Below are 13715 nucleotides of genomic sequence, written 5' to 3' on the forward strand. Positions count from 1 at the left end.
GGGATCATCTTTCCAATTTTATAGGGGGAGCCCACACTTTCAAATCAATACCCTCTATAAGGGCTCTTTCACCCTCTAATTGCACTATGACCCCAGAGTGCACTTTCTGCATCATGCAATGATGGGGTATGAAACGGACGGTCTCGCCCACGGAAGGTAATCTCCCATCTATTATACCCTCAAATCCGCTGACAAGACATATTCCAATTTCCTTGAATTCAAAATCCTTATCAAGCCTGTGACATGGACCCACTATATGAACAGTGATGAGACCATGATTTTCATCTATTATCTTTGCGAAGTGGGTTATGGGACATCCAAGGGGTCTGTAACGAATCACATCCCCCACGTTAAGTTTTTCATTTGTGAAAGGATAAAGTATTTCACGGCAGGAACTTTCACCTGGGAATGGTTTCAATAGAAAGTCGGCCTCATAATCATCTAAGAGGCCGACTATCACTTTCTCTTCAGGTATTATTTTCTCCTCCTTGAGTAGTCTTTGAAGTTTTTCAAGGTTTTCTGTGAAAATTTCCTGGTATAAAAATCTGCAATCTTCGAGTTTAGCATATCCTCTTATTAGAGCGCCTGCAAATTCATCACATCTTGCATAATCGCATATACCACAATTAAAACCAGGGAGAAGTGAAATAATCTCTTCTTTAACCGATCTTTTCTCCATCATAGAAACCTCTCACAAAGGATACAAATATTTTTGAAAAGGTTTGGAATGTAAAGAGTTTTATTCACCTTGGTATGTTTGGAAACCATCTATTCTCCGGAGTATCCCCCTATGATATTTCTTGTTAACCCTTGTTTCGCCCACACACAACGTACATACTGCAAGTGGGGCGGAATGTCTAAGTTTTTCGCTTTCAAGGGAAACCTCGGGACTTTTAACTATCTCATCCGCCAATTCTAGGCAGCCTTGGCCGCTTAACCCATTAGCTTCTATTATCTTAGCATTAGGGTTCACTTCGAATATTCTTTCCCTGAATATTTCACGTTCAGCCTGTGATATCATATCCCCCTTGGTTACGACCACAATATCTGCTGTTGAAAGGAAAGGGCCAACCTTTAATGGCGTGTTAGGCCCGCTTGTGGCGTCTATGACACATACGCCTAAACAGTTTTTTGTATAGGGTGCGCATCTATGACATAATCCTGCGGTTTCTATTATAAGAAAGTCTGAATTGTTCTGCCGCGCCCAGTCTATCATATCTTCTATGTTGTATATTGCATAATGGTCTGGGCACATGTCCATTGATAATCCTATAAGGGTTGGTATGCCGATCTTTTTAAATTTTTTATCGTCGTCGGTGTATAGACAGTCAATTTTAACAACTGATGCCGTGAAATTATCCCTCATAAGACTTTTTAACACGTGAACTAGAACTGCTGTTTTCCCGGAACCAGGAGTCCCCGCCACTATAACCATTCTCATCTTATGGCAACCCCCCACTAACTGGTTAAACCCTTGAGTTGTATATCCTCTATGATCTCCCCATGTCTTACCTTGTCCCTTAAGTTGAGGAGTAGATCGTCTATCTTGCTAAGCTCCTCTGAGAGTTCCTTTTCATGGGGTGTGGTTGTAACTATTTTTTGCATGCCACCATTTTTCATAACGATTCTTTTATCTGTCATCAATGCGAGGATGGGATCATGAGTGACTACCATAACGATCTTACCATGCCCCGATAGAACCTCCAGGGCTTCATGTTTCCTTATACCAGCATTCTCTATCTCGTCAATGAGTACTATCGGGGAATCGCTTATTATAGCCACGTCAGCCACCATGAGGGCCCTTGATTGTCCTCCGCTTAATATTGTCAGGTCATGACCCTCTTTTATGGGTTCGCCTGTTAATGTGTTAGCCAATTTTATAACCTTTTCTACGCAGGATTTGTGGGCGCCTCTACATTTAGCATGGAGTGTTAAGAATTCGCCTACTGTCATGTCAGCCAAGAAGTTCATGTTCTGTGATAATTGGGCCACCATCTTCTTACGGGGGTTGGTGCGGTCCTCGTATGTTGGCTCTTTATCATTTACAAGTATTTTTCTCTTGGAGAAGGTGTCCCTTTGGGCTAATTGTTCGATATCGGCTATTAGTGAGCTTTTACCGCTGCCCGTGGGGCCTACTACGCCGAATATTTCACCCCTTTTTATATCAACTCTTCTGACGGGCTCTTTTTCACCGAATTTGTCATAACCGCCTAATATTGTCACCTTTTTTATCATTAGAGCTTCACCTTTCCTAGAGTATCCCCTCTAAGCCCTCTTCGCATACTTTCAAGGGAAATAACATCCTCTGGTGGTATGTTGCCAAGGTTAGCGTTGGGTCCTATTTTTAGGATGAAATAGACTTGTTGGTTTTTTTGTGGAGCTTCCCATATCAACTTTTTCACTGGTAAGTGCTCTATGAGATAGTCAACTTCATCTTCTTTAACATTGCCTTTTTCATCATATACTCCAATGTTCTGGCCACCTTCTCTTGCTTCTATCAGGACCTTTTCAGCACCTGCTCTAAGATCATTTTTCACAAATTCTACTCTCTCTTCAAGACTTATTAATTTATCCTTCTTGGGATCTTTTTTACCAACTTCTGAGATCACATTGAATCCATGATCTATTGTATTTTCTATTATCTTGGTTTTTTCTTCCCTTGTCAAGTCTATTGAACCATCTGATATTTCAAGGTATTTGAAGCCGAGTTTTTCCGCTTCATGAAGATATTCTTCGAACTTACCTTGGATATATGCTATTTCAGAGAGTGTGCCGCCGGGGTGTGCTTCAATCCCATGATCCCTATAAATCATGATTTTCTCTTGTATAATATCTTTATCACATAAGCTTATAATACCCCAGCCAAATTTTACAAAATCTAGATGTTCACCAGCTATCTTCAAGAAATCCTCTACCATGCGGGGGCCTAAACCTTTATCTAACATCATTGTGATACCAGTGTTGTATTGTTCCCTTATCCTAGCTGGTGTTAAAAAATTAAAAGCGTACATTATTTCACCTTACTCTCGTGATTAGGGGGGATAATACCTTGACCTATGTGGATTAAATAATATAACTTGTCTAATATAAAATTATGGTGATTTCTATGATAAAGAGTATATGCTATTTTGAGAGCCCGGGACCGGAAAATACTGATAAGTTATTAAAACTTGTTAAAGAGAGATCTGAGGAACTTGGCATCAATGATATAATTGTTGCATCCGTTTCTGGTAGAACAGCCCTTAAATTGTTGGATGTATTGGGTGATGCGGATATTGTGTGCATCACTCACCATGCAGGTTTCAGAGAAAAGGGAAAATTGGAAATGGATCCTAAAGTAAGGGATGAATTAACAAAAAAGGGTATAAAAGTGTACGCGGGATCCCATGCACTAAGTGGTGTTGGTAGGGGGATTTCTAACAGATTTGGTGGTGTCACACCAGTTGAGATAATGGCGGAAACGCTCCGCATGGTCTCTCAAGGATTTAAAGTTTGCGTTGAAATCACTATAATGGCTGCTGATGCCGGCCTCATACCCATGGATAGGGAGGTCATAGCAATTGGAGGCACTGCACAGGGAGTTGACACAGCCCTAGTCATTTCACCAGCACATATGAACAATGTTTTTGACCTTAGAATACATGAAATAATCGCAATACCCCGCCCCTAGACCATTCCTCAAACCCTAAAAGTGGATAATATAAACCTTTGCTTATGAAAATTCATAAGATAGAGTATAAGTGGGAATAATTGGATCAGATGAAAAAAATGGAATAACGTTAAAGTTATATACTACTACATTAAATAATAAACAATTATAATCGAAATCAGTGATAAAAGCCCAAGCAGCAGGTAAGGGTGAATATCCACCAAAGTTCAAAAACCTCCAAAATTGGGCTGAAGCCCTATCATTCCTCTCATCCCGTCTTGGGTGAATGAGCATCCCATAATCAAGACCGGATCTCCAAAAAAAACCTTATGTGGGGGTAGCAATTGAAATTTATTAATGAAGCCATAAAAGAAGATACTATAAATAGGAAGCCAGCTCCTACACCATTAGACGAAGACCTCAAAGAGATAATAAAAGAAAGCCGGGCGAAAATATACGTCGTAGGTACTGGCGGAGCGGGGAATAACACCATAACCCGTCTAAACGAGATAGGAATAGAGGGAGCTGAGACCATAGCCATCAACACCGATGCACAGGATCTCTATTATACTCTTTCCTCTCGTAAGCTCTTAATAGGGAGGAGTATATGTAATGGTCTCGGAGCGGGTGGCATCCCAGAAATCGGAGAAGAATGTGCAGAGGAAAGCGAAGACGAGATAAGGAGAGAACTGGAAGGGGCGGACATGGTATTTGTCACCTGCGGCCTCGGTGGAGGCACGGGCACTGGCTCGGCGCCAATAATATGTAAGTTATCAAAGAAGATAGGAGCCTTGACAATTGCCGTGGTAACATTACCATTCAGTGCAGAAGGGCTTAAAAGGAGGGAAAACGCGGAGATGGGCTTGGAAAAGCTCCAGAACGCTGCTGACACCGTTATTGTTATCCCCAATGATAAACTCCTAGAAGTTGCACCCAACCTACCTATTAACAAGGCATTTATGGTGGCTGATGAAATATTAGGCCGGGCAGTTAAAGGTATAACAGAGCTAATCACGAAACCGGCCCTTGTCAGCCTAGACCTCTCAGATGTTAAAAGTATAATGAAGGGTTCAGGGATGGCAATAATTGGAATGGGCGAATCAGAATCAGGAGACCGGGCATTAGAATCAGTCCATGAGGCTCTTAACAGTCCACTCCTCGATCTCGACATATCTAATGGTAAAGGCGCCCTTATAAACATAGCAGGAAGCTCAGACCTCACATTGCAGGAGGCTGAGAACATAGTCCAGGTAGTCGCCGAGGAATTAGACCCAGACGCAAATATAATATGGGGAGCCCAAATACAAGATGAACTCCAAAACATGATAAGAACAACCATAATAGTCGCGGGAGTAAAATCCCCTTACATTTATGGTTCCCCAACCGAAAAGGAGATTATAAGCGAAAAGAAAAAAGAAAAGAAATCTGTGGATGATTCGGCACTAGAAGAATTTATAGACGGTGTGTTCTAGGCTACTATTTCGGGCTGGTAACGAAGAATTTATAAGTCCCCAAAAATAAACTACTATATAATAGAATTTTTAATCCCCCCTTTTTTTAAATAGTGGAGAGTAGATAATCATGAGTTACAAGGAATCTATTCTAGAGTTTATAGAAAAATCGAGGAGAGTCCTAAAAGTTTCAAAGAAACCTGATAGAGAAGAATATTTTACCGTAGCCAAGGTCACAGGCATAGGCATAATCATAATCGGAGTAATAGGCCTCATAATCACGCTAATGACACAAATCCTAGGTAAATAAAACATATTAGGTTGTGCATCCCAATGGAAGATAAAAATGCCATTTATGCCCTGAAAACATCAGTGGGCCAAGAAAAAAACGTGGCAAGGATGCTAGCAAGGAAAGTTAAAGCAAGCGCGATGGAAATAAATGCTATCCTAGCACCAGAATCATTGAAAGGATACATACTAGTGGAAGTATCAGGTAAACTGGATATTAGGAACCCCGCATTAAGGGTGCCCCACCTGAGAGGTATAGTAGATGGTGAAAAACCCATAGATTTTGATGAGATAGGAAAATTCCTTAAACCAGAACCTATAATATCATCCATCAAAAAAGGTAGTATAGTTGAACTCATATCAGGGCCCTTCAAAGGAGAAAGGGCAAAGGTTATACGTATAGATGAATCAAGGGAAGAAGTAGTCCTAGAATTGATAGAAGCAGCCGTGCCAATACCTGTAACGGTTAAAGCCGACCAGATACGCATAATACAAAAGGAGGCTGATTAATTGGCTAAGGAGACAATCGAGATCCTCATAGATGGTGGTAAAGCCACCCCAGGGCCGCCATTAGGTCCGGCCCTTGGACCATACGGAGTCAACATGATGCAAATTGTCGATGAAATCAACAAAAAAACAGCAGACTTCGAGGGGATGAAAGTCCCTGTAAAAATCAACATAGACACTGAAACAAAAGAATTCGAAATCCAAGTAGGAACACCGCCCACAACAGCCCTAATAATGGCAGAACTAGGCATTGAAAAAGGATCAGAGGATCCTGGGATGGACAAAGTCGCAGACTTAACCATGGAACAGGTTCTGAAAGTGGCTAAGATGAAATTCGACTCACTACTTGCAAAAGACTACAAAGGCGCTGTTAAAGAAATATTAGGGACTTGTGTGAGCATGGGTATAACAGTAGAGGGCAAAGACCCTAGAAAAGTCCAAAAAGAAATCGACAAAGGTGTCTATGATAACATACTAGAAGAAGCCACACCATAAATATAATATACTATAAAAGCTAGAATTTTGATTTTACAATAAACTCTATTTTCTTATGTGGAGGATAATAAAATGAAACAAGAGATACTAGAAGCGGTGAAGAAGGCTAAGGAACAATCCAAGCCGCGGAACTTCACACAGTCAATCGACATAGTCATAAACATCAAAGACCTAGATGTGAACAAACCAGAGAACAGATTCGAAGAAGAAGTTTCACTACCACACGGCCGCGGCAAAGAAGTTAAAATAGCAGTCATCGCAGATGGAGAATTAGCCCTACAAGCAAAAAAAGCCGGCGCAGACCTCGTGATAACAAGGGATGATCTAGAAGAGCTTGGGAAAAATCGTAAAAAGGCTAAAAAGTTAGCCAACGAATACGAATTCTTCATAGCACAAGCAGATCTAATGCCACTTGTGGGCCGATTCCTAGGACCAGTACTAGGACCCAGGAAAAAGATGCCCAAACCAATACCAGCAACAGCAAACCCAGCCCCACTCATAAAAAAGCTCAGGGACACCGTCAGAGTCAGAGTAAAGGACCAACCATTAATACACACAACCGTGGGAACGGAGAAAATGGACGAGAAAAAAATAACAGAGAACATTGAATCCATCCTCGACGTGCTTGACCGTAACCTCGAAAAGGGCAGAAAACAAGTAAAATCCATGTACATAAAGACAACCATGGGACCGGCAGTAAAGGTGATCTAAAATGGCTCATGTAGCTGAATGGAAAAAGGAAGAAGTTAAAGACCTTGCAGAGATGATAAAAGGTCATGATGTCATAGGCATAGTTGACCTGTCAGATATCCCAGCAAAGCAGTTGCAAAAAATGAGACAGAATCTCCGTGAAAAAGCAAAACTTAGAATGTCAAGGAAAACCTTAATCTCCCTAGCACTAGACAGAGCAGCTGAGGAAAAGAAAAACATAAAAAAGTTGAAAAGTATCATGGAAGGCCAGCCGGCCCTCATAGTCAGCGACATGAACCCTTTCAAATTATTCAAAATACTTGAAAAGAGCAAAACCCCATCCCCTGCAAAACCGGGGGCAATAGCACCCCAAGACGTGATAATACCTAAAGGGGATACTGGTTTCGCCCCTGGGCCCATCCTTGGGGAATTACAGCAACTAGGCATACCTGCAAGGATAGAGAGGGGTAAAATAGTTATAACAGAAGATCACACCATATTAAAAGCCGGGGATGAAATATCCCCAAAGGTTGCTGAAATATTAAACCGCCTAGATATACAACCATTAGAGGTTGGTATAGACCTTAAAGCCGCATATGAAAACGAAACAGTTTATACATCCGATATTTTAACAATTGATGAAAACAAGACAATAGCTGATATCAAAAGGGCGGTTTCACAAGCCTTCAACTTGTCAATTAACGCATTAATCTACACCAGAGAGACAATACCCTATATCCTACAAAACGCAGCTTCAAAAGCCTTCAACTTAGCCTATAATGCTGAGATACTCACATCAGAGACAGCGGAACCACTATTATCTAAGGCCTATGCACAGATGCTTTCATTAGCAGCGAAAATCGCCCATAACAAGGATGCTCTTGATGAAGAATTACTAGAAAAGATAACAACCAAAACCAGACCAACAACCAAAAAAGAAGAGGAAGAAAAAGAAGAGGAGGAAGAAGAGGAGGAAGAAGAGGAGGAAGAAGAGGAAGAGGAGGAGGCCGCCGCTGGTCTGGGCGCCCTCTTCGGCTAAAATTTACCATAAAATAATAAATAATTTTGAGGTGATCATATGGAATATATATATGCAGCAATGCTATTACACGCTACAGGCAAAGAAATAAACGAAGAGAACGTGAAAAAAGTACTAGAGGCAGCTGGTGCAGAAGTCGATGACGCCAGGGTAAAAGCTTTGATAGCAGCACTAGAAGAAGTCGACATTGAAGAAGCAATGGAAACAGCGGCTGTAGCCCCATCAGCGGGTGCACCAACAGCTGAAGCTGCAGAAAAGGAAGAAGAGGAAGAAAAAGAAGAGGAGGAAGAAGAGGAGGAAGAAGAGGAGGAAGAAGAGGAAGAGGAGGAGGCCGCCGCTGGTCTGGGCGCCCTCTTCGGCTAAAAAGGGGATTCTTCCCCCTCAAAAACCTTTTTTATACTACACTATTTTTTAAAGAGCACTAAAGATTGCCATGTCCTACCAACTAAAAAAACTCGGATATGAGAAAAATAAATGCAAATCATGTGGAAAATACTTCTGGTCCATAGATGAGCGTGAAACATGCGGAGACGCCCCATGCGATCCCTACACTTTCATTGGAGATCCTCCGACCAAGAAAAAATACGACCTCTACAAGATCCAGAACACCTTCATCGAATTCTTCAAAAAAAGGGGACACGAACCCATCAAAAGATACCCAGTACTCGCAAAACGCTGGAGAGACGACGTATTCCTCGTAGGAGCATCCATCTACAACTTCCAACCATGGGTAACTTCAGGGATGGTTAAACCACCAGCAAACCCACTAGTAGTCGCCCAACCCTCAATAAGATTAAACGATATAGACAACGTAGGAAGAACAGGAAGACACTTAACCTGCTTCACTATGGGAGGCCATCACGCGTTCAATTCAGCAGACAACCAAGTTTACTGGGAAGATGAAACAATAAAATACTGTCACGATTTCTTAGAGCACATTGGTATAAACCCCAAAGAGGCAACGTTCATAGAATCATGGTGGGAAGGCGGTGGAAACGCAGGACCTTGCTATGAAGTCTGTGTAAGGGGTGTTGAACTTGCAACCCTAGTATTCATACAATACGAGATCCTACCAAACGGTAAAAAGGAAATCCCATTAAAGATTGTCGACACAGGCTACGGGCTTGAAAGATTCGCATGGATATCACAGGGAACCCCAACAGCATATGATGCATCATTCGGCCCGGTAATCCAGAGACTGAAAGAACTAGCATCCATCGAGGTCAACGAAGATATACTAAAAGAAAACGCCCAAGTTGCGGGTATGATGGACATACAAACATACGCGGATCTTAAAACCCTCAGAAAGAGAGTGGCGGATAAACTAGGCATCCCAGTGGATGAACTTGAGGCATCAGCAAAGCCAATGGAATCCATATATGCAATAGCGGATCATACAAGGTGTTTAGCATTCATGCTAGCAGACGGTGTGATCCCCTCAAATGTGAAGGAAGGATACCTTGCGCGTTTAATAATAAGACGGGCCATCAGATTACTAAACGAATTACATTTGAAAGAATCATTAAAAGACATAATGGAGATCCAAATAGACTTCCTAGAACCCCAATACCCTGAAATAAGAGAACACCACCAGCACATAATAAACATAATAGGATTGGAAGAGAAAAGATATAAAAAGACAATCCAAAAGGGTGAAAGGATAGTTAAAAAGACAATAGACCACTTCAAAAAAGAAGGAGAAAAAGAAATACCAGTTGAAACCCTTATAAGACTCTACGACTCCCATGGCATACCCCCAGAGTTAGTAAAAGAGATATCAAACACGCAAAGTTTCAAATTAAAAATCCCAGACAACTTCTACACGCTTGTAGCCGAAAAACATGAAAAAGAAGAAGAGACAGAAAAAACTCCCATAGATTTGAATTATCCCAAAACAAGATTATTATTCTATGAAAAACCATCCGAAACAAAATTCAAAGCCAAAATACTAGGATTACATGAAAATGGGATAATACTAGACCAGACACTATTCTATCCAGAAGGGGGCGGCCAACCATCAGACAAAGGAATGCTAAAAATAGGAAAGACCAAATTAAAGGTTGAATATGCAGAGAAAATCGGGGACATAGTACTTCACAGAACAAACATAGATAAACTTCCAAGAGAACTTATAGGCAAAACAGTGAATGGAACCATCGACTGGGAAAGAAGAATGGCACTAACCAGGAATCATACAGGAACACACCTTATAGTAGCAGCGGCACGCCAAGTCCTCGGAGACCACATCTGGCAGACAGGAGCCCAAAAGGGGATCAAACAATCAAGGATAGACTTATCACATTACAAACGGATCACCATTGATGAAATCGAAAAAATAGAAGAATTAGCCAACAAGTATGTGATGGAGAACATTCCAGTTGAAACCAAATGGATGGAAAGAAACCTAGCAGAGAAAAAATATGGTTTCATATTATACCAAGGTGGAGTAGTACCCGGAGACAAGATAAGAATAGTTAAAATAGACGAAATTGATGTGCAAGCATGCGGAGGCACACACGTACTCCATACAGGGGACATAGGATTCATAAAAATCAACCGGACAGAAAGAATACAAGACGGCGTTGAAAGGATCGAATTTTCAGTAGGAGAAGCCGCGATAAAACAAGTGCAAAACATTAACCGCCTACTAATAGAAAGCTCAAAAATATTCAAGGTACCGGTAGAACAACTCCCCAGAGTCTCTGAAAGATTCTTCAAAGAATGGAAATCATTCAAAAACGAGATAAAACGTTTAAAGGAGGAAATAGCACTCCTAAAAATAGAAAACCTCATCAACAAAACCACAAAAATCGACAATCTTCTATTCATAGGGGAAATCGTTGATGCGAAAATGGATGAAATGCAAGAAATGGCACTAAAGCTCATAGAAGACAAAAAAATAGACATAACCATATTACTAAATCCTGATGGGAAAATTGTGGGAGCATCATCCCAAAAGGCCATCAAAGAAGGCATCAAAATAAACGAAATAATAAAGAAACTTGCAGAGATCCTTGGCGGCGGAGGAGGTGGAAGACCAAACCTAGCCCAAGGAGCCGGCCCCAAAACCCACAAAATATATGAAGTCCTAAAAGAAGCCCAAAGGCTAATAAAAGCAACCCTTGAGGGTTGAACTTGGAAAAAACAATCCACAGTATAAAAGAGAAAATAGAAAAAGGAGAAGCCCAAATATTCACAGCCCAACAAATAAAGGAAATGCTCCGTAACGGGGAAAGAATATCTATCGATGACGTGGACATCATAACCACAGCCACCTGTGGGATAATGTCAGGCACCGCCGCCATCATGCACTTTAAAGTCGCAGAACCTGGAAAATTCAAAAAAGCAAAAAAAGTATACCTAAACGGGGTGCCAGCATTCCCAGGCCCATGCCCAAACGAAAATCTAGGCCTAATAGACCTCATACTCTATGGAACATCAAAAAGCATGGAAAACCCAGACTACGGAGGAGGATTCCTACTCAAAGACATCCTAAAAAGAAAAGAGATAGAAGTCATCATAAAAACAGATTCCAAAACCATAAAAACCAGCTTAACCCTAGATGAGATTAAAACCGCTAAGATAATCGGTACAAGAATGGCCTACAAAAATTATATGGCTTTCGTAAACCCTGGCGAGGAGCCGATACCATCCATATTCAATCCAATCCCAATGGAAGGATCCTTCAAAGGCCTCTCATTTTCTGGATGCGGTGAACTCAACCCCATCCAAAACGACCCCAAAATGAGGACAATAAAAGCTACCTCCCCCATACTCCTAAACGGCGCACTTGGCATAGTAATAGGAAAAGGTACAAGAAGCACGCCAGAAAAACCCAATCTCATGATGGCCGCCAACATCCATGAGATGGATCCATACTACCTGGGAGGTTTCAGGACAGCTGCAGGCCCGGAAGTATTCAATACAATCGCAATCCCAATACCCATACTAAACAAGGAAATACTTAACAGCATTCTTATAATGAACCATCAGATACCATTGCCAGTGGCAGATATAAGGGACAGAAGCATCATAGACCAGACAAATTACGAAGTCGTTTGGACGGGGGATGAAAGACCATCATATCATCCTCAAAGGTGTGCTGATTGTGAAAAATGTCTCGTGGCTGAAAGATGCCCCACTTTAGCCTTCAAAAACGGCCTAAACCTTAGAAAATGTTTCGGTTGCGGAATGTGCGCAAATTCCTGTCCAAATAATGTATTCGAAATGAAGACGGGAAAAGTCACACTCCATCTAGATGGTAAAAGTATTGAAGTGCCGGTAATATGCAGACAATCAGATATAAAACGTGCAAAGAAATTAGCAGAAGAATTAAAATATCGGATAGAATCTTGTGAATTCCCCATTAGATAAACTTTGGGTGTTGACAAATGGATTATGATCTTATACTCGGACGTTACGGGGAAATAGCCCTTAAAAGTCCACAGGTTAGGAGAAGATTTGAATCTCAGCTAATCCATAACATAAAAAGCGCATTTAAAACAGAAGTCCATGTAAAAGGGGGTAGGATATTCATTTATCCAGCAGATTTCGAAGAAGCTTTAAACAGACTAGCTAAAATCTTTGGGATAGTATCATTCTCACCAGCGATCGCAATGAAAACAGACAAAAAAGTGATTTCAACCAAACTCCAAGAATACGTGGAAAAATTAAACTTGGAAGGCTTATTTGATGATAAAAAATCCTTCGCAATAAGATGTAAAAGAACCGGAACCCATGATTTCACAAGCCAAGAACTTGCAGCATATGCAGGTTCAATAGTCACAGATAAAATAGGGGCTCCTGTAAACCTCACAAAACCTGACATAGAAATATTCTTGGATGTTCGAGGTAGGAAAACATACCTCTTCCATGAAATCTTACCAGGCCCCGGTGGCCTTCCCATAGGCATAAGTGGAAAAGTAATATCCTTACTTTCGGGTGGCATAGATTCTGCTGTTGCAACCTATCTTGTAATGAAAAGAGGGTGTAAAATAGTAGCTCTACACTTTGACACATACCCTTACACAGGCAAAAAGAACAAAATAAAAATCAAAAAGTTAGTAGATAAATTAAAAGAATACTCCCAAGGCGTGAAATTTGAACTATTGACAGTAGAGTATGGTGAATACCTCGATTATTGCATGTTAGAGGCTCCAAGAAACCTTACTTGTATATTATGCAAATTTGGAATGTACCACATCGCAGAGAAAATAGCTAAGAAAATAGGCGCCCTTGCAATTGTAGATGGTAACAGCATCGGACAAGTCGCCTCCCAAACCTTATATAATATCCTTGCAACACGCTACAATGTGAAAATCCCCATTTTAAGTCCCTTAATAGGCTTTGACAAGGTAGAAATCGAAAACCTTGCAAAAAGAATAGGGACCTATGAAATCTCCATACTCCCAAATGGGAAATGTACCGCGGCCCCAACACACCCCATGACAAAAATAGAACCAGAAAGACTATTAAAGATAAAAGAGAGCCTAGATTTAGATTTGAAATTAGAGGAAATCATGGACAAGATAAGATACTAAATTTAAATTAGATAAACCCACATATTCTACTAGTGTTTATAATGGTATATTTTAGC

15 protein-coding genes are annotated in these 13715 nt (G+C 40.9%); 11 read left to right on the forward strand and 4 right to left on the reverse strand.

Features of this window, described 5'->3' with window-relative positions; genetic code table 11:
• Nucleotides 1-4: 4 nt before the first annotated feature.
• Genes ACZ5XX_RS01345 through comA form a run of 4 tightly spaced genes read right to left on the reverse strand, consistent with a single transcriptional unit; the run spans nucleotide 5 to nucleotide 3011 of the window.
• Nucleotides 5-682 carry a (Fe-S)-binding protein gene (locus ACZ5XX_RS01345; protein WP_464584853.1) on the reverse strand — a complete coding sequence of 226 codons (678 nt, stop codon included), beginning with the start codon at nucleotides 680-682 and terminating at the stop codon, nucleotides 5-7.
• A 57-nt stretch (nucleotides 683-739) separates the two neighbouring features.
• Entirely contained in the window at nucleotides 740-1441 is a 702-nt protein-coding gene (locus tag ACZ5XX_RS01350; protein WP_464584855.1) for a GTP-binding protein, read from the reverse strand.
• A gap of 17 nt (nucleotides 1442-1458) precedes the next feature.
• On the reverse strand, nucleotides 1459-2235 hold the full coding sequence (locus ACZ5XX_RS01355; RefSeq protein WP_464584859.1) for an ATP-binding cassette domain-containing protein: 777 nt from the start codon (nucleotides 2233-2235) through the stop codon (nucleotides 1459-1461).
• Complete coding sequence (comA, locus tag ACZ5XX_RS01360; protein ID WP_464584861.1) at nucleotides 2235-3011, reverse strand: phosphosulfolactate synthase; 777 nt, start codon at nucleotides 3009-3011, stop codon at nucleotides 2235-2237. The genes ACZ5XX_RS01355 and comA overlap by 1 nt, the downstream gene beginning before the upstream one ends.
• A gap of 95 nt (nucleotides 3012-3106) precedes the next feature.
• Between comA and ACZ5XX_RS01365 the strand changes: the two genes are divergently transcribed.
• The 11 genes from ACZ5XX_RS01365 to thiI all read left to right on the forward strand — a co-directional run bounded on the left by ACZ5XX_RS01365 (nucleotide 3107) and on the right by thiI (nucleotide 13659).
• On the forward strand, nucleotides 3107-3670 hold the full coding sequence (locus ACZ5XX_RS01365) for a pyruvate kinase alpha/beta domain-containing protein (protein WP_464584863.1): 564 nt from the start codon (nucleotides 3107-3109) through the stop codon (nucleotides 3668-3670).
• Nucleotides 3671-3993: 323 nt separating this feature from the next.
• A complete protein-coding gene (gene ftsZ, locus ACZ5XX_RS01370) occupies nucleotides 3994-5121 on the forward strand; it encodes a cell division protein FtsZ (RefSeq protein ID WP_464584865.1) in 1128 nt (375 codons plus the stop codon).
• A 109-nt stretch (nucleotides 5122-5230) separates the two neighbouring features.
• Entirely contained in the window at nucleotides 5231-5410 is a 180-nt protein-coding gene (locus ACZ5XX_RS01375) for a protein translocase SEC61 complex subunit gamma (RefSeq protein WP_464584867.1), read from the forward strand.
• 23 nt (nucleotides 5411-5433) lie between these two features.
• On the forward strand, nucleotides 5434-5898 hold the full coding sequence (locus tag ACZ5XX_RS01380) for a transcription elongation factor Spt5 (RefSeq protein WP_464584869.1): 465 nt from the start codon (nucleotides 5434-5436) through the stop codon (nucleotides 5896-5898).
• Nucleotides 5899-6390 carry a 50S ribosomal protein L11 gene (locus ACZ5XX_RS01385; RefSeq protein ID WP_464584871.1) on the forward strand — a complete coding sequence of 164 codons (492 nt, stop codon included), beginning with the start codon at nucleotides 5899-5901 and terminating at the stop codon, nucleotides 6388-6390.
• 72 nt (nucleotides 6391-6462) lie between these two features.
• Entirely contained in the window at nucleotides 6463-7101 is a 639-nt protein-coding gene (locus ACZ5XX_RS01390; RefSeq protein WP_464584873.1) for a 50S ribosomal protein L1, read from the forward strand.
• Nucleotide 7102: 1 nt separating this feature from the next.
• Nucleotides 7103-8119, forward strand: a complete 1017-nt coding sequence (locus ACZ5XX_RS01395) for a 50S ribosomal protein L10 (protein ID WP_464584876.1) — start codon at nucleotides 7103-7105, stop codon at nucleotides 8117-8119.
• A gap of 39 nt (nucleotides 8120-8158) precedes the next feature.
• A complete protein-coding gene (rpl12p, locus tag ACZ5XX_RS01400; protein ID WP_464584878.1) occupies nucleotides 8159-8482 on the forward strand; it encodes a 50S ribosomal protein P1 in 324 nt (107 codons plus the stop codon).
• Between the two features lie 70 nt (nucleotides 8483-8552).
• The gene (alaS, locus tag ACZ5XX_RS01405; RefSeq protein ID WP_464584880.1) at nucleotides 8553-11252 is read left to right on the forward strand and encodes an alanine--tRNA ligase; all 2700 of its coding nucleotides are present in this window, start codon (nucleotides 8553-8555) and stop codon (nucleotides 11250-11252) included.
• A gap of 2 nt (nucleotides 11253-11254) precedes the next feature.
• Nucleotides 11255-12493 (forward strand): methanogenesis marker 16 metalloprotein, encoded by a 1239-nt coding sequence (locus ACZ5XX_RS01410; protein ID WP_464584882.1) that lies wholly within the window; start codon nucleotides 11255-11257, stop codon nucleotides 12491-12493.
• A 17-nt stretch (nucleotides 12494-12510) separates the two neighbouring features.
• Complete coding sequence (gene thiI / locus ACZ5XX_RS01415) at nucleotides 12511-13659, forward strand: tRNA uracil 4-sulfurtransferase ThiI (RefSeq protein ID WP_464584884.1); 1149 nt, start codon at nucleotides 12511-12513, stop codon at nucleotides 13657-13659.
• Nucleotides 13660-13715 lie beyond the last annotated feature (56 nt).

It is taken from the genome of Methanothermobacter crinale (assembly GCF_055397825.1).

Excerpts from the sequence above, each read along its gene's own strand:
- rpl12p (WP_464584878.1), top strand. The coding sequence starts at position 8,159 with ATGGAATATATATATGCAGCAATGCTATTACACGCTACAGGCAAAGAA.
- alaS (WP_464584880.1), top strand. The coding sequence starts at position 8,553 with ATGTCCTACCAACTAAAAAAACTCGGATATGAGAAAAATAAATGCAAA.
- ACZ5XX_RS01390 (WP_464584873.1), top strand. The coding sequence starts at position 6,463 with ATGAAACAAGAGATACTAGAAGCGGTGAAGAAGGCTAAGGAACAATCC.
- ACZ5XX_RS01380 (WP_464584869.1), top strand. The coding sequence starts at position 5,434 with ATGGAAGATAAAAATGCCATTTATGCCCTGAAAACATCAGTGGGCCAA.
- ACZ5XX_RS01365 (WP_464584863.1), top strand. The coding sequence starts at position 3,107 with ATGATAAAGAGTATATGCTATTTTGAGAGCCCGGGACCGGAAAATACT.
- ACZ5XX_RS01350 (WP_464584855.1), bottom strand. The coding sequence starts at position 1,441 with ATGAGAATGGTTATAGTGGCGGGGACTCCTGGTTCCGGGAAAACAGCA.
- ACZ5XX_RS01355 (WP_464584859.1), bottom strand. The coding sequence starts at position 2,235 with ATGATAAAAAAGGTGACAATATTAGGCGGTTATGACAAATTCGGTGAA.
- comA (WP_464584861.1), bottom strand. The coding sequence starts at position 3,011 with ATGTACGCTTTTAATTTTTTAACACCAGCTAGGATAAGGGAACAATAC.
- ACZ5XX_RS01395 (WP_464584876.1), top strand. The coding sequence starts at position 7,103 with ATGGCTCATGTAGCTGAATGGAAAAAGGAAGAAGTTAAAGACCTTGCA.
- ACZ5XX_RS01345 (WP_464584853.1), bottom strand. The coding sequence starts at position 682 with ATGATGGAGAAAAGATCGGTTAAAGAAGAGATTATTTCACTTCTCCCT.
- ACZ5XX_RS01375 (WP_464584867.1), top strand. The coding sequence starts at position 5,231 with ATGAGTTACAAGGAATCTATTCTAGAGTTTATAGAAAAATCGAGGAGA.
- thiI (WP_464584884.1), top strand. The coding sequence starts at position 12,511 with ATGGATTATGATCTTATACTCGGACGTTACGGGGAAATAGCCCTTAAA.